The following is a 20,930-nucleotide window of genomic DNA, read 5'->3' on the forward strand; positions in this document are numbered from 1 at the left end:
CTTTAGCCTAAGTACTACCTCATTAATTTATTTAGTGGATTGGTCTAACTACTAATTACTAAATACTAACTACTAAAAGAAATGAATTTAGAAATATTAACTCCAGATAAAAAAGTTTTCGAAGGCGAAGTAACAGCAGTTACCGTTCCAGGAACTTTAGGTTCTTTTCAGATTTTAAAAGACCACGCTCCTATTATCTCTACTTTAGAAGATGGTCCGGTAATTATTAAAAGCACCACAAGCGAAGAAATCTTTAACATTAAAGGTGGCGTAGTGGAAGTTCTGGACAATAAAATTATTGTATTGGCAGAAGCAGTTGTTGCTTAAGTTGTTACAAAATCCATAAAAAAGCCTCGATGTTCATCGAGGCTTTTTTTATGCCTTATCAGCACCGTAAATCATCAAGATTATTACAATAGCACTTATTAAAACCCCAATGATCAAAGGTTTCCATATTGGTTTTGCATTGTATTTAATTTCTTTTCCAATCAGCCTATCCCAAAAAAGTGCTTGCATGATCATTACGCCTATTGAGTTTGCAATGAAGGCATAGAAAAAATTTACTTGTATATATTCTCCTACTAGTATTGTAATTACAGAATAAGCAAATCCATATAGCATAACCGTAAATCTTGATTTTCCTATTGTTTTTAAATTGGCGGCCAATAAAAATGAACCAAAAAACACAGAGAACAGGATGGAAAAAACATAAATAGCCCTTTGCGAATAAAAATGAGGGGACACCTCATCCTGTACCATATAAGTATCCCAGCTTTTTTTCTCTTCAATCTTGATAGCCGCTTTCTCTCGTAGCTTAAGTTCCACTACATCAACGATATCATCGGGCAATTCGGCATTTCTCAGCTGTAGTTCGGCTAAAGCTACCCTCACCGCTTCATCGGTATGTTTATCTACATGGTCTATATAATATCTCAATTGGCTATCTGTTTTCTTCGCTAAGATGTCTTTAAGTGCGCTCATTTAATCAAAAGTATTTTTGCTAAAAATAAGCAACGCAAGTGACCTTTATGATATCCAAAACAAGCACATTAAAATGGCCTTGTTTTTTCAAATTTTTATATCAATTTGTAAATTTTAGGCAGAATATTGCGAAATTATAATGCAAGCATAATAAACATACCAAATACCGAAATCATATTTAGTCTACTTATCACCACGTTATAGACGGAACAATCCAACATATTCAATATTATATTCTGAATATTTAAAAATATCAGCATTATATTTTTTTTCATTTATTTTTTAATTGCTATTGATTGTTTATGAACCAAAAACTAAATTGGTTTTTATAAAACAACAGCAATGCATAACCCAAGAATTTTAAATCTAAGTACCACATTTAGAGCCGCTCACATCGCAGCACTAACTGTCATTCTTATTGTTATTATTCTGCTGCTAAGTAAGCAGCAGGGGTCGCTATAAAATGATGATTTAATACTCACGATATACCGAAGCGTCCCAATTAAAAAGGGACGCTTTTTTTAAATAGGAAAAAATGCAATATTACAACTCAAGCACAGTAATTTATCTTAACGGTCGGTTTGTAAAGGCACAAGATGCCAAAACCGATTTGTACGGCCAGTCATTACATTATGGTTTAGCCGCATTTGAAGGGATTAGGGCCTACAAAACACACAATGCTACACGTATCTTCAAGATCAGGGAGCATTTTGAAAGATTGCAACGTTCTTGCGAACTGGTCAATATCCCCTACCCATGGGACAACAATGAACTGATCAAACAGACCTATAGATTGTTAGAATTGAACAATTTTAAGGATGCCTATATCCGTCCGTTGGTGTATTGCGAGCCTAACATGACCTTAATTGCGCCACAAGAAGCTTCCATCATGATCTGTGCTTGGGAATGGGGAGCTTATCTGGGCGATAAACAATTAAAGGTATGCATTTCTCCTTTTCAAAGACCAAACCCAAAATCAACCTTTGTTGAAGCAAAGATCAGTGGCCACTATGTGAACTCTATCTTGGCTACTACAGATGCCAAACAAAAAGGTTTTGACGAAGCCCTACTGTTAGACATGAACGAAAATATTGCCGAGGGTCCAGGTGCCAACATCTTTATCGAGAAAAACGGCAAGTTATACACCCCTGCTTTGGGAAATATTTTAGCAGGTATTACACGTGCCACCGTAATTGAGCTTTGCAAAGTATTGGACATCGAGGTGATAGAAAAACCAATCAGCGTAGCCGAACTTAAAAACGCCGATAGCGCTTTCTTTTGTGGTACCGCTGCAGAAATTATTGGTATCCACACAATAGACGATGTTGTTTTTAGACAAAAATGGAGCGATAGTATTGGTTCTACCATGCAAAGGGCTTATAAAAACCTAGTATTGGAGAAAGTAAATTACGAGGTCATCATCTAACAAAAAACAACCTTTCCTTCTCCTGATGTTAATTCGGGGTACGCGCTCAAGATCAATGCTAGACCAAGTTCGGCATGAAATAAATATTAATATCAAATAGTTCTTTGTTTTTTTTAATTTGTTAGTATGTTTGTGGCTCAACGTCCAGGACATGAATCTTAGAACAAACATTATTAGCAACATTATTATTGTCATTTCTTTTACAAGAGGTGGACGAAGTTGCGTATAATAAAAAATATACAAATACCGAAAACCGCCTTCAAAAGAGACGGTTTTTTTTATGCTTAAAAAAACGAAACCATTATAAAATTTAGACTTACCAGAAAATGGAATTAAACAAATACAGTAAAACATTTACACAAGATCCTACCCAACCTGCAGCACAAGCCATGCTTTACGGAATTGGTTTAACCGATGCCGATATGGAAAAAGCACAAGTGGGTATTGCCAGCATGGGCTACGATGGAAACACCTGTAACATGCACTTGAACGATTTGGCACAAGTGGTAAAAAAAGGGGTCTGGGCTAATGATCTGGTAGGTCTAATTTTCAACACCATAGGGGTAAGCGACGGAATGAGCAATGGTACAGCAGGCATGCGTTACTCTCTGGTGAGCCGTGACATTATTGCCGATTCGATCGAAGCGGTTTGTGGTGGCCAATATTATGATGGTTTGATCACCATTCCGGGTTGTGATAAAAATATGCCAGGTTCTGTAATGGCCATGGGCCGTTTAAATCGCCCATCTATTATGGTATATGGCGGCACAATCAAACCTGGTCATTACAAAGGTGAAGACCTGAACATTGTATCGGCTTTCGAGGCTTTGGGCAAAAAGATTGCCGGACAAATAGACGATATCGATTTTAAAGAGATCATTAAACATGCCTGTCCAGGTGCTGGTGCCTGTGGTGGTATTTACACGGCCAATACCATGGCTGCCGCAGTAGAAGCTTTAGGCATGAGCTTACCTTTTTCGTCTTCCAATCCCGCGTTGAGCGAGGAGAAAAAAGCAGAATGTTTAGCTGCTGGTAAAGCGATAAAAATATTGTTAGAAAAAGACATCAAGCCAAGCGATATCATGACACGTGAGGCTTTCGAAAATGCCATCGTTACCATCATGGTTTTAGGTGGATCAACCAATGCTGTACTGCATTTGATTGCCATGGCCAAAAGTGTAGACGTACCGCTTACACAAGACGATTTCCAGACCATTAGTAACCGTATCCCAGTTTTGGCCGATATGAAACCGAGTGGCAAATACATGATGGAAGACCTCCACAAAATTGGTGGTGTACCAGCTGTAATGAAATACCTACTTAAAAAAGGCTGGTTGCATGGTCATTGCCTAACCGTAACCGGAAAAACCATAGCAGAAAATCTAGCAGAAATTCCAGATCTGGACTTCGATGAGCAAAAAATTATCTTCCCAAGTGAAAACCCTATCAAAGCAACTGGTCACTTACAAATTTTGTACGGCAACTTGGCCGAAGGCGGAAGTGTTGCCAAGATCAGTGGTAAAGAAGGCGAATTCTTTGAAGGACCAGCAAGGGTATTTAATGGCGAATATGAACTGATTGCGGGTATTTCTAGCGGAAGGGTAAAAGCTGGCGATGTAGTGGTGATCCGCGATGTAGGTCCGAAAGGCGCACCTGGAATGCCAGAAATGCTCAAACCAACTTCGGCCATTTATGGTGCTGGTTTAGGCAGCAGCGTAGCCCTGATTACAGATGGACGATTTAGTGGCGGTACCCACGGCTTTGTCGTCGGGCACATCACCCCTGAATATTTTGATGGGGGTTTGATCGCCTTTGTAGAAGATGAAGACAGGATTGAGATCAGCGCCAAAACAAACAGCATCATTCTAAAAGTGAGCGATGAAATTATCGCAGCAAGAAAAGCAAAATGGCAACAGCCAGCATTAAAAGTTAAAAAAGGTGTTTTGTATAAATACGCCAGAACCGTAACCACTGCAGCCGAAGGCTGTGTAACCGATGAAGCTTAAAACTATGGAAACTGTACAACAAGAAGTAGCAAGCCAACCCCAAACCAAAACTTTTGTAGAAGTGAGTGGGTCTGTAGCATTATTAGAAGGATTGATTGCCGAAGGAACGGATGTCATTTTTGGTTATCCAGGTGGAGCAATTATGCCAATCTATGATGCACTTTACGATTATAAAGAGAAATTACAACATATTTTAGTACGCCATGAGCAAGGTGGTATCCACGCCGGACAAGGCTATGCCCGCAGCTCTGGCAAAGTGGGTGTAGTGTTTGCTACAAGTGGGCCAGGCGCCACAAATCTGGTAACCGGACTAGCTGATGCCCAGATAGATAGCACTCCATTAGTTTGTATTACTGGACAGGTTTTTGCACACCTTTTGGGTACCGATGCTTTCCAAGAAACAGATGTAATCAACATTACTACACCCGTAACCAAATGGAATTACCAGGTTACAGATGCGAATGAGATCCTAGTGTTTTGGCCAAAGCATTTTACATTGCGCGTAGTGGCAGACCGGGACCAGTATTGATTGACATTACCAAAAATGCACAACTGCAATTGTTCAATTATGAAGGTTATATTCCTTGCAACCATATCCGCAGTTACAGGCCAAAACCAAATATCCGTAAGGAATACATCAGCGAAGCCGCTGCCTTGATCAATCAGGCCCAAAAACCATTTATCTTGTTTGGTCAGGGGGTTTTATTGGGCAAGGCCGAAAAAGAATTCAAGGCTTTTGTCGAAAAAAGTGGCATTCCGGCAGCCTGGACAATTTTAGGGGCAGGTGCAATTCCAACAGACCACGAACTCAATGTGGGTATGTTGGGGATGCATGGAAATTATGGCCCAAATGTTTTAACCAATGAATGTGACGTATTGATTGCCATCGGTATGCGCTTTGATGACCGTGTAACTGGTCGTTTAGACAAATATGCCAAACAGGCCAAAGTGGTTCATCTAGATATCGACCCTGCAGAAATTGATAAAAATGTAAAGGCCCATGTACCAGTTTGGGGCGATTGTAAAGATACCTTACCCCTACTTACCCAACTGGTAGAAGAGAAAACATACCCTGAGTGGTTGGCAAAATTCAGGGAATTTACCAAAGCCGAAGTTGATGCTGTCATCCATGAAGAGTTAAATCCAACTGGAGATGAACTAACCATGGGCGAAGTGATGAACCAGTTGAACATCTTGACCAAAGGCGAAGCCATTATTGTAAGCGATGTTGGCCAGCACCAAATGGTAGCTTGCCGTTATGCCCAGTTTAACAATACCCGTAGCAATATTACCTCTGGTGGTTTAGGTACGATGGGTTTTGGTTTACCAGCAGCCATTGGTGCAAAATTTGGCGCACCAAACAAAACGGTAGTAGCCGTAATTGGCGATGGTGGTTTCCAGATGACTTTACAGGAACTGGGTACCATTATGCAAAGTGGCATCGATGTAAAAGTCTTGATCCTGAACAATAGATTTTTGGGTATGGTACGTCAATGGCAAGAACTATTTAACGAAAAACGCTATTCATTTGTTGACATTACCAGTCCTGATTTTGTGAAACTGGCCGAATCTTATTACATCGCCAGCAAAAAAGTTTCATCGCGTGATCAATTGGTCAGCTCATTGAGCGAAATGTTGAACCACAAAGGTTCTTACCTATTAGAAGTAATGGTAACTAAAGAAAACAATGTATTCCCAATGGTACCACAGGGATGTAGCGTAAGTGAAATCAGATTAAAATAACAGACAATGAGCACAGAAAACAATAAACAAGAGTTTACCATAACGGTTTATACCGAAAATCAGATCGGCTTATTGAATCGGATTGCAATCATTTTTTCCAGAAGGAAGATCAACATAGAAAGTTTAAATACTTCGCCTTCAGAAATTGAACATATCCATCGTTTTAACATTGTCATTCACGAAGTAGAAGATGTAGTAAGAAAACTGGCCCGCCAGATCGAGAACAGATCGAAGTTTTGAAAGTATACTACAATACCAATCAGGATATCATTTGGCAAGAAATGGCACTTTACAAAGTACCTACCGACGAAATTGCAGAAAAAGTATTGGTAGAGCGTCTATTGCGCGAACATGGTGCACGTGTGGTTGTGATCAGAAAAGACTATACCGTTTTTGAGACCACCGGACATAGAGAAGAGACCGACAAACTGATTGAGGTTTTACAACCTTATGGACTGATTGAATTTGTAAGAAGTGCAAGGGTAGCCATCATTAAAGACAGCGAAGGTTTCAATACCAAGCTACGTGAGTTTGAACGCGTAGAATCCAGGACAAGATGTGATCGAAAATGAGTTTTTGGATCAAGGAGATAAAGTTTTTACCATGTAGTAAAAGTAATAAGTACAAAGTAGTAAGTACAAAGTAATAAGTAGTAAGTATAAAGACTAATCGCTAAATAGATGAAATGTAATAAAGTAGTTCCGATCTTAAGAATATTCGATTACGATAAGGCAGTTGAATTTTATGTGGATTGGCTTGGTTTTAAAATAGATTGGGAACATCGATTTGAAGCCAATTCGCCAGTTTATATACAAGTTTCATTAAGCGGTATCGAACTGCATTTAAGTGAACATCATGGAGATTGTTCGCCAGGTGCACATATCCACATCGATTGTACAGGCCTAAAAGCATTCCATCAAACCCTAATCGACAAGAAGTATAAATACAACAAACCAGGATTGGAAAAAACATTTTACGATACTTGGTGTGTGACCGTTAACGACCCTTTTTACAACCAGATCTCTTTTAACGAAGCTATTGTGAAAGCGTAAGGGTAAAAGAACAAGGATTAAGGAGCAAAGATAAAAGATATGATGTTGGTAGGGATTTGCAATCCAAACACCAAAAACAACAACTGGATCAACCAGTACAATACATAGTAAAACTAAAACAGAAATCAACCAAAAAATAAAATAACAAAAACAATGGCAAATTATTTTAACACATTACCACTTAGAGAAAAATTAAACCAATTGGGTGTTTGCGACTTCATGGACAGTTCAGAATTTTTGGATGGCGTAAGTGCATTGAAAGGCAAAAAACTGGTTGTAGTAGGTTGTGGAGCGCAAGGCTTAAATCAGGGTTTAAACCTAAGAGATAGTGGTTTGGATGTTGCCTATGCCCTACGCAAGGAAGCAATCGAAAATAAAAGAGATTCTTGGAAAAATGCTACCGAAAACAATTTTAAGGTAGGCACCTACGAAGAATTGATCCAAATGCCGATGTGGTCATCAACCTTACACCAGATAAACAACATACTTCGGTGGTGAATGCGATCATGCCTTTAATGAAAGAAGGTGCCACCCTATCTTACTCGCACGGTTTCAATATTGTAGAAGAAGGCATGCAGGATCCGTAAAGACCTTACGGTAATTATGGTAGCTCCAAAATGTCCGGGAAGTGAAGTTAGAGCAGAATATGTAAGAGGTTTTGGGGTACCAACCCTAATTGCCGTACACCCAGAAAATGACCCACAAGGCAAAGGTCTGGCACAGGCAAAAGCTTATTGTGTAGGCACTGGCGGCCATAAAGCAGGTGTTTTAAAATCATCTTTTGTGGCCGAGGTAAAATCTGATCTGATGGGCGAGCAGACCATACTTTGTGGACTTTTACAAACAGGGTCTATCCTTTCATTTGATAAAATGGTTGAAAAAGGAATTGACAAAGGTTATGCTTCTAAACTGGTTCAATATGGTGTTGAGGTAATTACCGAAGCCTTAAAACAAGGTGGAATTACGGCAATGATGGACAGGTTAAGCAACCCTGCAAAAATCAAAGCATTTGAAATTTCAGAAGAACTGAAAAACATCATGCGTCCCCTATTCCAAAAACACCAAGATGATATCATGAGTGGAGAATTTAGCCGCATCATGATGGAAGATTGGGCAAATGGTGACAAAAATCTTTTGGCTTGGCGTTCCGCTACTGGTGAAACTGCCTTCGAAAAAACACCTGCCGGTGATGTAAAAATCGGCGAACAAGAATATTTCGACAATTATACCTTAATGGTTGCATTTGTAAGAGCTGGAGTTGAATTGGCTTTCGAAACCATGGTACAAGCTGGTATCAAACCAGAATCTGCCTATTACGAATCATTACATGAAACTCCTTTGATCGCGAACACCATTGCCCGTAAAAAACTATTCGAAATGAACCGTGTCATTTCTGATACTGCGGAATATGGTTGTTATCTATTCGATCAAGCTTGTAAACCTTTATTGGCCGATTTTATGAAAAAAATTGATGCAGACCTAGTAGGTAAAAACTTTAACGAAGGTAAAGATGGTGCGGTCGACAACAGAACCTTAATTGCCGTAAATGATACCATCCGTCACCATCCAGTAGAAATTATCGGTGCCGAACTTAGAAAAGCAATGACCGCCATGAAAGCCATTAAAACCGCATAGAAACAAAAATGTCGTCTTGAGCCTATCGAAAAATTCTTCTATAGGTTCAGGTCGACAAACATTTAAACTATAATAAAATGTCAAAAACATTAGTAGAAAAAATTTGGGATGCCCATGTGGTAAAAAGCGAAACAGGCTTTCCTGATATTTTATACATTGATACCCATTTAATTCACGAGGTAACTTCTCCGCAAGCCTTTGATGGCCTACGCAAGAGAGGGATTCCTGTTTTTCGTCCAAAACAAACCATAGCTACAGCCGACCATAATGTACCAACACTAAATCAATTGCTACCGATAAAGGAAGAACTTTCTCGTTATCAGGTCGATACCCTGACTAAAAACTGTGCTGAATTTGGTATCGAATTGTATGGTTTAGGCCATCCCTTCCAGGGAATTGTACATGTAATTGGACCTGAACTTGGTATTACACTACCAGGGAAAACGATGGTGTGTGGCGATAGCCATACCTCTACCCATGGAGCTTTTGGCGCCATTGCTTTTGGTATTGGTACATCGCAGGTAGAACAGGTTTTTGCCACCCAATGTTTGTTGCAGCAGAAACCTAAAACCATGAAAATTGAGGTCAATGGTACCTTGGGCAAAGGCGTGACCGCAAAAGACATCATCCTTTATATCATTGCTCAAATATCTGCAGCTGGTGGCACAGGCTATTTTATTGAATATGCAGGTTCTGCAATTACGGCGCTAAGCATGGAGGCACGAATGACTATCTGCAATATGAGTATTGAAATGGGTGCAAGAGGTGGATTGATTGCGCCAGACCAGACTACTTTCGATTACATCAAGGGCAGAGAATTTGCGCCAGCAGGTGCTGAATGGGACGAAGCTTTAAGCTATTGGAAAACTTTATATAGCGATGCGGATGCCAAATTTGATAAAGTACTGACTTTTGATGCAGCTGACATTGCACCCATGATTACCTATGGTACAAATCCTGGGATGGGGATGGGTATACAAGAGCATATCCCAGCAACACAGGCCCAACCAGAGAAAGAGCAGCTTTCTTATCAAAAAGCATTGGATTACATGGGTTTTAACGACGACTCTTCATTGATTGGCAAACCTGTGGATTATGTGTTCATTGGTAGTTGTACCAATTCGCGTATCGAAGATCTGCGTGAGGTTGCCGATTTTGTAAAAGATAAACACAAAGCCGACAATGTTACGGTATGGATTGTTCCCGGCTCTAAACAAGTTGAACAACAAGCCAAAAACGAAGGCTTGGATAAAATATTTGAGGCGGCAGGATTTCAGCTGCGCGAACCTGGTTGTAGTGCCTGTTTGGGTATGAACGAAGATAAAATCCCTGCAGGGAAATACTGTGTATCTACATCGAACAGAAATTTTGAAGGTAGACAAGGCCAAAATGCCCGTACGCTTTTAGCCAGCCCCTTAACCGCCGCAGCCGCAGCCGTTACCGGAAAAATAACAGATGTACGAGAGCTATTGGAACAAGAGTAAGGGAAGATGGGAAATGGAAGACGGAAGATGGTGATAACTTAATGACCATTGAACCAATGAACGACTGAACTAATGAACTAATGAACCATTGAACAACTGAACTAATGTTTTTGTCAGTCTGAGCTTGTCGAAGACTATAAACTAATAAAATAAAAAAGATGCCAGAAATACATTGGGATGCGAACTTATACAACAAACAACACCATTTTGTGTCGGCTTATGGCGCTGATGTGTTGCAATGGCTTGCACCAAAACCTAGCGAAGATATTTTAGATGTAGGCTGTGGTACCGGAGATTTGGCCGCCCAGATTGCAGAAAAAGGAGCGAACATTTTTGGCGTAGATGCATCAGCAGAGATGATCGCTACCGCCAGAACCACACATCCTGAATTGGCTTTCGAAGTAGTAGATGCTACCAAATTGCCTTACCGCGAATTATTCGATGCTATTTTCAGCAATGCTACTTTTCATTGGATCGAAGACCAAGAAGCCCTGGTTGAAGGATTGTTCAAAAGTTTAAAACAAGGCGGCCGATTGGTAGCCGAATTTGGTGGCAAGGGCAATGTAAAAAGCATAACCGATGCCATTGCTACAGCTTCCAAGCAATTGAACCTAATCGATAAAGTAGTCACCAATTTTTGGTTCTTTCCTTCCATAAGTACCTACACTAGCCTATTAGAAGCAAAAGGCTTTGAAGTAGAACAAGCTTGGTTATTCGATAGACCTACCAAGCTGAATGGCGAAGATGGAATGTACATCTGGATCAACCAGTTTGCGCAACACGCCTTTAAAAACCTTAGTCCAGAAGAAGCAGAAAATATTAAAAAACTAGCTATCAGCATCCTTAAACCCCAATATTTCATCAATGGAGAATGGTTGGCTGATTATAGAAGACTACGGATAAAAGCCTGGAAACGGCAGAAAATTTACAGCAAAAGAACAAAGTGAAAAATCAAGCCTTGATGCTTGATACTTACTACTAGATACTATATAAGAATGAAAAAGTTCACCAAACTAACATCGGCAGTAGTGCCTTTAAATATAGAAAACATTGATACCGACCAGATTATTCCGGCCAGGTTCTTAAAAGCCACGACCCGCGCGGGCTTTGGCGAAAACCTATTCCGCGATTGGCGTTATGAAAATGACAACAGCCCTAAACCAGATTTTGTATTAAACAATCCAATATATGGCGGACAAGATCTTGGTTGCGGGCAAAAACTTTGGTTGTGGAAGCAGTCGCGAACATGCCGCCTGGGCAATTCAAGATGCAGGTTTTGATGTCGTGATCAGTAGTTTTTTTGCAGATATCTTTAAAGGCAATGCCTTGAACAATGGACTATTACCCATCCAGGTAAGTGATGATTTTTTAGCCCAGATTTTCACCGCAGTAGCAAAAGACCCAAAAGCTGCCTTAACAGTTGATTTGGAGAATCAGACAGTTACCATTGAAACCACCCAAGCACAAGAATCATTTGAGATCAATCCTTATAAAAAATCATGTTTGATCAATGGTTACGATGATATCGATTTCATCCTCAACCAAAAACAATTGATAGAAGCGTTCGAACAAAAACAAACTGTCTAACCCCAAATTAATCCCAACAATGACCAAGGCATTCGTCAATATCCAAAAACTCAACCTCAATTACCAACAAAAGTCGGTATTAAGGGATTTGGATTGGACAATCGATCAGGGCGAAAATTGGGTATTAGGTGGCACCAGCGGAAGTGGAAAAACGGCTTTGGCCAAAATTATAGCAGGTTTGCAAAGTGCAGCTGGCCAGGTCAACATCAGCTTCAATACGGAAAGCAGTTTACCTGCCGAAGTACATTATGTAGAAAGTTGGTACCAGTTCAAGAACCTAGAAGGTGTGGCTAATTTCTATTATCAGCAACGCTACACCAGTCAACAAGCCAAAGAAACATTAACGGTATATGCCGAATTGCTTCATTATGGTAGAACCAACCATCTCGATATTAACGAGGTAGAAGCTATCCTAACAACCTTAGATTTTGCTGCCTTTAAAAATTCGCAGCTCATCGAGCTTTCAAGCGGCGAACATAAAAAACTACAATTGGTCAAAGCTTTGTGGCTAAAACCACAATTGCTAGTGATCGATCAACCCTATACAGGTTTAGACAAAGCTTCTCGCCATAACCTAAACACGCTGTTGGATCTGGTAGCAGCCCAAGGCGTACAACTGATTTTAATTGGCAACGATACAGAATTACCTACCGCGATTAACCGATATGCCGTAATAGCAGAAGGAAAGTTAAATGAAGTGATTACCCCTGTTTCAGCTTTAGCCACAGTAGAAAAAATCAGCAGCACAGTACCGAGCTTTTTGGCAACATCACCTGTTTATTCATCCACAAACATGGTGAAAATGGTAGATGTAAATATCAACTATGGTGAAAAACAGGTCTTAAAAAATATCAATTGGGAGGTAAAAGCTGGCGAAAAATGGCTCTTACAAGGACACAATGGCTCTGGAAAATCAACCTTGTTGAGCTTAGTCAATGGCGACCATCCCCAATCATATGCCAATACCATTTACCTCTTTGGACAAAAAAGAGGTTCGGGCGAAAGCATCTGGGACATCAAACAACATATCGGTCTCATTTCGCCAGAGTTCCATTGGTATTTCGATGCCACATCAACCGTTTGGCAAAGTATTGCCTCTGGCTTTTTTGACAGTGTTGGACTATTCCGTGAATTAGGTTACGAAAAAAGTAATCAGGTAGAGGAACTGATCGAATATTTTGGACTATCAGCCTACAAAAACGATTTGTTGAATACCCTTCCATTAGGCAAACAGCGATTGGCATTATTGGCTAGGACCATCATTAAAAACCCAGAGCTACTGATCCTTGACGAACCTTGCCAAGGCCTTGACCAACAACAGACACAACATTTTAACCAACTGGTAGACGGATTGTGCAACAACGGGATGACCCTTATCTATGTAGGCCATTTCGAATCACAGTTACCAAATTGTATTACACATCAGCTACTCCTCCATAAAGGCGAAGTAGTTAACCCTATAAAAATAGATAGAACACAAAAAGAATTAGCATGATGAAGAAGCAGATATTAGTTATTCCTGGCGATGGAATTGGACCAGAAGTTACCCAATGGGGCAAAGCAGCCCTGATGCACATTGCTACGACTTATGGTCACGATTTTACTTTTGACGAAGCATTGATGGGCCATGTAGCGATCGAAGCCACTGGCAATCCATTACCTGACGAAACTTTAGAAAAAGCTAAAAAAAGCGATGCGATCCTCTTTGGTGCGGTTGGACATGCCAAATACGACAATGATCATCTTTAAAAGTAAGACCAGAACAAGGTCTACTCAAGATTAGAAAAGAACTAGGTTTATATGCCAACCTCCGTCCTATCCTTTTGTTTGATGAACTTTTACATGCATCAAGCATTAAACCCACCATTTTAAAAGGGACTGACATCTTGTTCTTCAGGGAGCTAACAGGCGATGTCTATTTCGGAGAAAAAAAACGCTCTGAGGATCGGAATACGGCTTCAGACCTAATGGTCTATCACAAATATGAGGTAGAGAGAATTGCCCATAAAGCTTACGAAGCAGCCCGTCAGCGTCGTAAAAAACTATGTTCAGTAGACAAGGCCAATGTATTGGAAAGTTCTCGCCTATGGAGGGAGACGGTACAGGAAGTGGCCAAACAATATCCTGATGTGCAAACAGACCATATGTTTATCGACAATGCGGCCATGCAGTTGATCAAAGACCCCAAACAGTTTGATGTGGTACTCACTGCCAACCTATTTGGCGACATCTTAACTGATGAGGCTTCTCAGATCGCTGGATCGATGGGGATGTTGGCCTCTGCATCAATTGGCGATGGCACTGGCTTCTTTGAACCTATCCATGGTTCTGCGCACGATATTACAGGAAAAGACCTGGCCAATCCGCTGGCGTCTATCCTATCGGCAGCACTGATGCTCGAAATCAGTTTTGGGCTGAAAGAAGAAGCCAAAACATTGGTTGATGCAGTAGATAGAGTTTTAAAAGAAGGTTTCAGGACCAACGATATTGCAGACAGTACCACCAATAGATATAAAGTACTAGGTACCAAAGAAATGGGCACCCTAGTCATGAAGTTTTTATCACAATCAGTAACCATAAATTCATAAAGCGATGCTACACGACCCTAACAAAGTTTACATTTTTGACACCACCTTGCGTGATGGGGAGCAGGTTCCAGGCTGCCAGTTAGATACCAATCAGAAAATTGACATTGCAAAATCGCTCGAATTGCTAGGCGTTGATGTGATCGAAGCTGGGTTCCCTGTGTCAAGTCCGGGCGATTTCAACAGTGTGATCGAATTATCAAAAGCTGTTAAAGACCCTATCATCTGTGCTTTGACACGGGCCAATAAAAATGACATCGATGTAGCAGCCGATGCTTTGCGTTTTGCCAAAAGGCCTCGTATCCATACGGGTATTGGTGCATCAGACATGCACATCAAGACCAAATTTAACAGCACCCGCGAAGAGATTTTAGAACGAGGTATAGAAGCCGTAAAATATGCAAAGCGGTATGTTGAAGACGTAGAATTTTATGCTGAAGATGCAGGCAGGGCTGATATTGAGTTCTTGGCCAAAATGATAGAAGCCGTTATCGCCGCTGGTGCAACCGTGGTTAATATTCCAGACACCAATGGATATTGTTTGCCAGACCAATACGGTTCAAAGATCCTGTACTTAAAAGAGCATGTAAAAAACATCGACAAAGCCATCATTTCTGTACATTGCCATAACGACCTAGGTTTGGCCACCGCCAATTCGATTGCTGGCCTTCAAAATGGTGCACGTCAGGTAGAATGTACCATTAATGGTATTGGCGAACGCGCTGGAAATACTTCAATGGAAGAAGTGGTTATGATCTTAAAGACCCACAAAAGTTTAAATCTCCATACCAGCATCAACACTTCTGGTTTTTATAACATCAGCAGGCATGTAAGCGAGCAGATGCACATGCCAGTACAACCCAACAAGGCCATTGTGGGTGGCAATGCATTTTCGCACAGTTCTGGTATCCATCAAGATGGTTTCTTGAAAAACCGTGAAAACTACGAGATCATTAAACCAGAAGATGTTGGTTTCCCATCTGCAGCCATTGTATTGACGGCTAGAAGTGGCCGCCATGCATTAAAACACCATTTAGATAGATTGGGCCATCGTTTAGAAAAAGAAAACCTAGATATCGTTTACAAACAGTTTTTGGTATTGGCCGATAGCAAACAAGGCATTGACGACCATGACCTTAATCAATTGGTTGCCCTGCATTTGGTTTAGAAATCGTTCGAAGTCTATAACCTGAAAAACATTAGTACTGAACAAACTAATGAACAAGTGAACCAATGAACCAATGAACAATTAAACTAACGAACAACTAAACCAATAATTTTGTCAGTCTGAGCCTGTCGAAGACAATACACCAATGCACTAATGAACAAGTGAACCAATGAACAAGTGAACGAATGAACCAATGAACTAATAAAAAAACAATGAACACCACAGTACAACAACATACATTTGATTTTTTAGCCGCTGCAGAAAGACTGAAGGGAACCGTATTGCATACACCTTTAGAGTTTAACGAAAGGTTATCAGAAAGATATCAGGCACAGATCTATTTAAAACGCGAAGACAAACAAGTAGTCCGTTCTTACAAATTGCGCGGTGCATACAACATGATGAGCCAAATCCCTGCAGAGCTGATCCAGAATGGAGTTGTTTGTGCCAGTGCAGGTAACCATGCACAAGGCGTAGCTTATTCTTGCAAAAAGTTAAAAATCAAAGGAACCATCTTTATGCCCGAGATTACCCCCAAACAAAAGGTAAGTCAAACCACCTTATTTGGTAACGGTTGGATCGACATTGTTTTAGTAGGTGACACTTTTGACGATTGTTTGGCTGAGGCTTTACGTTTTACGGCAGAAAATAAAATGACCTTTGTTCCTCCCTTTGACCATTATAATGTGATAGAAGGCCAAGGAACAGTAGGTGTAGAGATTTTAGAGGAACAACCAGATACAGAAGTGGTGATCATGCCTATTGGTGGTGGTGGCCTTGCTTCTGGTGCCGGAACTTATCTCAAACAACAAAACCCAAACCTATTGCTGATTGGTGTTGAACCTGAAGGCGCCCCATCGATGGAAGCTGCTTTTAAAGCAGGCAGACCTATTAAATTAGACCAGATCAACCGTTTTATTGATGGAGCAGCAGTAAAATCTGTAGGTTTGTTAACCTACCCTATCTGTAGAGAGATCATAATTAGATATTACTTATCCCAGAAGGAAAAGTTTGTACCAGCATCTTGAAACTCTATAATGAAGATGCCATAGTTGCAGAACCTGCTGGTGCCTTAGCGGTAGCCTCCTTAAGTCTGTGTGCTGATCAGATCAAAGGTAAAAAAGTAGTCTGCATTGTAAGTGGTGGCAACAACGATATTGAACGGATGCAGGAAATCAAGGAAAAGTCATTACTTTTTGAGGGGTTAAAGCATTATTTCATTGTTCGTTTTCCACAAAGACCAGGGGCATTGAAACTTTTTGTAAATGAGGTTTTAGGTCCTTTTGATGATATTACGCGTTTTGAATTCATTAAAAAGACAGAAAGAGAAAGCGGTCCTGCTTTGGTGGGTATCGAGTTGAAAGACCGTGAAGATTATACAGGGCTTTTACAACGGATGAAAGAATTTAAATTTGATATCATTGAACTGAACCAAGACCAGACCCTGTTCGAATATTTGGTTTAAGTCAAACCCTGGTTCATGTCGACACGAACCAGGGGCAAGTGTTAGTTTTAGGCTTATATCAAGCCTAAGCACCACCTCAACGTTCTACTAAAAGCGGCCTTGGCCTGTTCGGAATGTAGTAATATGCCTAAGCACTTCCTTTAAAAGAACAGGGCGCAGCCGTGGATTTTTTTGCATACTTTTTTCATCTACAGGAAAAAAGTATGTCCGAGAAGCGAAACAGAAACAAATTTTTGTTCTCAAACCCTGGTTCGTGTCGACACGAACCAGGGGCAAACCATATATTTTCTTATCCAAAACTCACGTTAATTCAACTTTTTAAACCTCATAATCGTAACTTAGGATATGTTGCATTTGAGACTTTTATTGTTTCTATTGCTCTTTTGCATTCCTTACAGTTATGCGAGTAAAGAGTATATCGATGAAGCTGCCTATTACAAAGCCAATCCAAATGGTAAACACGATGGTAAAGATGGCCATTGGTTAAAAGCAGATAGGATACACCATACTGCCATCTGGAGCATAGCCAATGAGGTAAATCTTACGCAAAACAATGGCTTTGAACAATATGATACCATTGAAGAGCGGATCCGATTTTTACAGATGGTTCCAATTGAAAACAGATTCTTTAGGTTTCGACACCCAATGGGCCAAGGTAGCTGCCATTACCACACGTAAGCTCAGTAAATTGTTAAGCGCCGTTCCCAGCTTAACTGGAAACTCTAATAAGAGATCAAAGCCTTTGTTACTTATGGCAATCAGTTGATCTTTGACGATATCTGGAAAGATCTGCAGCAATTGAGGCAAGGCCAAGTCTTAAAGGACAATGCAGCCAAAGATTGGGATAGCAAACTGTTATGGAGAGAACAGAATTTGATCAATCCCTCCTATTTAAACCTTTCCCATCGATCACTGAACATTTTGTTAAAATCATTGAGAAAAGAAAGTCCGCTCTCCAAGTTTTTTCCTGGGTTTGAATTTGAGGGTCATCTTTATCCATCCAAGACCGTTGGAATTACGGAATGAAAATGATGGGTTATTGATGTATAATTCATTCATGTTTTTGTCATTCTGAGCAAAGCGAAGAATCTGTATCCAATGACCATAACATGCATTTCTGGTTCATGTATCCACGAACCGCTCATTTTTTTCAATGCAATATTTCTTATAAAGAAAATTGGCAAAAGATTTGCAATATAACTTACAAAACACACACACAACATGAAAAAGCTAACCTTACTACTCATCTGCATCGCCTCACTAGGTTTGGCGTCTTGCAAAAAAGACACTATTATCAATCAGACTACACCAAACATTACAGTTATCAGAGACATAGCTTCAAATGCTTGGACATTAAGTTCAAATGGTTTAACTTATTACAGCGTTTTAAGTGTACCGGCAATCAACCAATATTCTTTAGATAATGATGGTATCTTAGTCTATATTTCTTACGACAATGGCGTTTCTTATTTACCAGCTCCATTTGTTTATGACATTGACGCTTACAGTACGGTAATTACCAAAGGACAGGTTGAAATTGATATCCAGAGTTCTGATAACCAAGCAACCCAACCCAGAAAACCAACAGGAACAACAAGAGTTAAGATTGTTATTGTTGCTTCAGACAAATAAAATATTTAAAACTCTAAAAAACGACCAATGTTCGCTTGAACGTGGTCGTTTTTTTTATGCTCGCCACTATTGAGTTGTAAAGCCCTAATGGTCACTCCATTTCTTTCCAATAAAAGTTCATCGTAAAAACCTTTATAGTAGACTTCTTTTACCTCAAAACGTCGGCTGTTCCAAGTACTTTTAAGTTCTACCCATTCTGGATAAAAGACCACATTTTGTTTCGTTGTTTTGATGCCTAATCGGTCGGCCTCATCTCTCGTTAAGCTTACTGCATTGCCCAAGATCTTGGCTGTATATAGATCCGAAGGATTTTGATAGATGTTTTCTGGTTGGTCGTGTTGTAAAAGTCGACCCTGTTTAAGAATCGACAATTGATCGGCTAGAAATAATCCATCCGTTGGATCATGAGAAACCAAAATGATCGTTAAACCTGTTTCTTTTGCCAAACGTTTAATGTCTGCACGCAACTGGTTCTTCAGCAACGAGTCTACCTGACTAAAAGGTTCGTCTAATAACAATACTTTGGTATTACTGATCAAGGCTTTGGCAATGGCTACGCGCTGTTGCTCTCCTCCGCTTAATTCGATGATTTTTTTGTCTTTTAGTTTGGTAATGTGCAGATGCTCCATCATGGCCAATGTCTTTTCTTCTTTGGCCTTTACATCTGTATTAGACAACATCGAAGCAATATTATCGTAAACCTTGGCATAGATGTTCAGCGAAAAATCTTGGGTTACCATTTTCATTTCCGCATTGCCAGGTATCAATTGCTCATCAGGTCCCTTTACCTTTTTTCCGTTAAACAGCACCTCTCCGCTATCTGGCTTGAGCAGGCCATAGATGCATTTCAACAAAGTAGATTTACCACTTCCACTTTCGCCAATAATGGCAACAATATCTCCTTTATTGATTGCAAAGCTGATATTACTGATGCCTGATGCTTGTAGTTGTTGGTATTGTTTGCTTAGCTTACTAACCTTGATTATTTGCTCATCCACGTGGTAAAGATACTAAAAAGGCCGGAAGGGTAGAAAGCTTAAAGTAGAAGATGAAAGAGATATGCGTACTAAGTTATTTTATACACTGCTCTTGTTTCAATAAACCCGGTTGTAGCGAACACGAAGACGAAGAATGAGACGAAGTAAAGCGGAAGACGGGACTAACTTTAAAAAAGGCTGCTGTTTTTGCTTTTCAAAACGAGTTTGATAAGACTAGTTAATTGATAAAATAATACATCGCGTTTCAACATCTTCTTTAAAACAAAAAAGTCCTGCAGCTAAAGCTACAGGACTTGGGTTTATTTGTGTGTGTGGTGTGTTTTAGTTTAAGCCTAAGGTAATACCGAAAGACATGTTCTTTAATCCTTTTTGCGGAGCGCTATCAAACATATCGTTTGCATAGTATTTTGCAAATAAAGCTAAACTGTTAAAGCCTACGCGGAAGGTACCTCCATAACGGAATGGCGCAAAGTTATAGTCATCTTTGAATTTCTGTTTTCCACGTTCATCGCTGATCTGTTTAACTTTTCCATTCAACAAAAAGCCTACTTCTGGTCCAAATACTACATAAAAGCGGTTACCGTTTCTGTTTTCTTTGGTCCTCAACTCAAAGTTTAAAGGAATGTGTACATAGCTGCTAGAGAAGCGGTTTTTGCTGAACATAATTGGTTCGTTGATGTAGGTCAGGTCTGGCGTATTGCTTTGGATGGTGATGTCTTTTTTCAAACGGATCATTGTCCAATCGAAACCACCCGCTACATAGATTTTGAAATTCGAGTTAAATCTGTAGCCAAACTGCAATACATCAAAGGATACTGTACTTGTTTTTGCGCCTTTATAAGCTAAAAAATCGTTTGCTGGTGATAAAGAAAAGCTACCATTGTCAATCAGTCTCGAAAAACCGATATCAAAACGGGTGAAGGTGATACCGCCTACAAAACGTCCTTTGCTTTGGTCTATTTTACCAGTGCTGTCTCTTTTTTCGCCAATGGTTACACCTAGACCATAGTTGATGTCGAATTTTTTGCGTTTAAGGCTATCTTGTTGTGCTTTTGTACCTGAGGCTGCCAGAAGGGTAAGTCCGCTTACCAAAACTGCTGTTAAAATTAAATGTTTCATTGGTTTGTTTGGTTTATTTGTGTGTCTTAAAAATCTTATTTATGTTTTT

General features: G+C 40.0%; 14 protein-coding genes and 6 pseudogenes. 17 read left to right on the forward strand and 3 right to left on the reverse strand.

The window, feature by feature from the left end; all coding sequences use genetic code 11:
* Nucleotides 1-81: 81 nt before the first annotated feature.
* The gene (gene atpC / locus ACFJIZ_RS11075) at nt 82-327 is read left to right on the forward strand and encodes an ATP synthase F1 subunit epsilon (RefSeq protein WP_379093631.1); all 246 of its coding nucleotides are present in this window, start codon (nt 82-84) and stop codon (nt 325-327) included.
* Between the two features lie 48 nt (nt 328-375).
* On the opposite strand, the gene ACFJIZ_RS11080 is transcribed toward atpC, so the two are convergent.
* Nucleotides 376-981: a hypothetical protein gene (locus ACFJIZ_RS11080; RefSeq protein WP_379093634.1), complete on the reverse strand. Its 606-nt coding sequence runs from the start codon at nt 979-981 to the stop codon at nt 376-378.
* Between the two features lie 535 nt (nt 982-1,516).
* On the opposite strand from ACFJIZ_RS11080, the gene ACFJIZ_RS11085 reads away from it, so the two are divergent.
* The 16 genes and pseudogenes from ACFJIZ_RS11085 (at nt 1,517) to ACFJIZ_RS11160 (ending at nt 18,764) form a co-directional block, all read left to right on the forward strand.
* Nucleotides 1,517-2,407 (forward strand): branched-chain amino acid transaminase, encoded by an 891-nt coding sequence (locus ACFJIZ_RS11085; protein ID WP_379093637.1) that lies wholly within the window; start codon nt 1,517-1,519, stop codon nt 2,405-2,407.
* A 326-nt stretch (nt 2,408-2,733) separates the two neighbouring features.
* A complete protein-coding gene (ilvD, locus tag ACFJIZ_RS11090; protein WP_379093640.1) occupies nt 2,734-4,413 on the forward strand; it encodes a dihydroxy-acid dehydratase in 1,680 nt (559 codons plus the stop codon).
* Nucleotides 4,414-4,417: 4 nt separating this feature from the next.
* Nucleotides 4,418-6,156 (forward strand): annotated as a pseudogene (gene ilvB / locus ACFJIZ_RS11095) (biosynthetic-type acetolactate synthase large subunit).
* Between the two features lie 6 nt (nt 6,157-6,162).
* Nucleotides 6,163-6,765: pseudogene (ilvN, locus tag ACFJIZ_RS11100) on the forward strand (acetolactate synthase small subunit).
* Nucleotides 6,766-6,836: 71 nt separating this feature from the next.
* Nucleotides 6,837-7,208, forward strand: a complete 372-nt coding sequence (locus tag ACFJIZ_RS11105) for a glyoxalase superfamily protein (protein WP_379093643.1) — start codon at nt 6,837-6,839, stop codon at nt 7,206-7,208.
* Nucleotides 7,209-7,361: 153 nt separating this feature from the next.
* Nucleotides 7,362-8,843 (forward strand): annotated as a pseudogene (gene ilvC / locus ACFJIZ_RS11110) (ketol-acid reductoisomerase).
* Between the two features lie 77 nt (nt 8,844-8,920).
* Entirely contained in the window at nt 8,921-10,327 is a 1,407-nt protein-coding gene (gene leuC / locus ACFJIZ_RS11115) for a 3-isopropylmalate dehydratase large subunit (RefSeq protein ID WP_379093646.1), read from the forward strand.
* Between the two features lie 158 nt (nt 10,328-10,485).
* A complete protein-coding gene (locus ACFJIZ_RS11120; protein ID WP_379093650.1) occupies nt 10,486-11,274 on the forward strand; it encodes a class I SAM-dependent methyltransferase in 789 nt (262 codons plus the stop codon).
* Between the two features lie 48 nt (nt 11,275-11,322).
* Nucleotides 11,323-11,914: pseudogene (gene leuD / locus ACFJIZ_RS11125) on the forward strand (3-isopropylmalate dehydratase small subunit).
* Between the two features lie 19 nt (nt 11,915-11,933).
* Nucleotides 11,934-13,409, forward strand: coding sequence for an ATP-binding cassette domain-containing protein (locus tag ACFJIZ_RS11130; RefSeq protein ID WP_379093653.1), 1,476 nt, complete (start codon nt 11,934-11,936; stop codon nt 13,407-13,409).
* A pseudogene (gene leuB, locus ACFJIZ_RS11135) lies at nt 13,409-14,502 on the forward strand (3-isopropylmalate dehydrogenase). The gene ACFJIZ_RS11130 and the pseudogene leuB overlap by 1 nt, the downstream one beginning before the upstream one ends.
* A gap of 4 nt (nt 14,503-14,506) precedes the next feature.
* A complete protein-coding gene (locus ACFJIZ_RS11140; RefSeq protein ID WP_379093656.1) occupies nt 14,507-15,667 on the forward strand; it encodes a 2-isopropylmalate synthase in 1,161 nt (386 codons plus the stop codon).
* Between the two features lie 212 nt (nt 15,668-15,879).
* Nucleotides 15,880-17,132 (forward strand): annotated as a pseudogene (gene ilvA / locus ACFJIZ_RS11145) (threonine ammonia-lyase IlvA).
* Between the two features lie 354 nt (nt 17,133-17,486).
* A complete protein-coding gene (locus tag ACFJIZ_RS11150) occupies nt 17,487-17,810 on the forward strand; it encodes a hypothetical protein (RefSeq protein WP_379093659.1) in 324 nt (107 codons plus the stop codon).
* Nucleotides 17,811-17,894: 84 nt separating this feature from the next.
* Nucleotides 17,895-18,158: a hypothetical protein gene (locus tag ACFJIZ_RS11155; RefSeq protein ID WP_379093662.1), complete on the forward strand. Its 264-nt coding sequence runs from the start codon at nt 17,895-17,897 to the stop codon at nt 18,156-18,158.
* A 195-nt stretch (nt 18,159-18,353) separates the two neighbouring features.
* Nucleotides 18,354-18,764 carry a hypothetical protein gene (locus ACFJIZ_RS11160; RefSeq protein ID WP_379093665.1) on the forward strand — a complete coding sequence of 137 codons (411 nt, stop codon included), beginning with the start codon at nt 18,354-18,356 and terminating at the stop codon, nt 18,762-18,764.
* 5 nt (nt 18,765-18,769) lie between these two features.
* Here the strand turns inward: ACFJIZ_RS11160 and ACFJIZ_RS11165 are convergent, their stop codons facing one another.
* Both ACFJIZ_RS11165 and ACFJIZ_RS11170 read right to left on the reverse strand, forming a co-directional pair.
* Nucleotides 18,770-19,762 carry an ABC transporter ATP-binding protein gene (locus ACFJIZ_RS11165; RefSeq protein WP_379093668.1) on the reverse strand — a complete coding sequence of 331 codons (993 nt, stop codon included), beginning with the start codon at nt 19,760-19,762 and terminating at the stop codon, nt 18,770-18,772.
* Nucleotides 19,763-20,083: 321 nt separating this feature from the next.
* Nucleotides 20,084-20,881, reverse strand: a complete 798-nt coding sequence (locus ACFJIZ_RS11170; protein WP_379093671.1) for an outer membrane beta-barrel protein — start codon at nt 20,879-20,881, stop codon at nt 20,084-20,086.
* Nucleotides 20,882-20,930 lie beyond the last annotated feature (49 nt).

The organism is Pedobacter sp. UC225_65 (assembly GCF_042698365.1).
GTDB lineage: Bacteria > Bacteroidota > Bacteroidia > Sphingobacteriales > Sphingobacteriaceae > Pedobacter.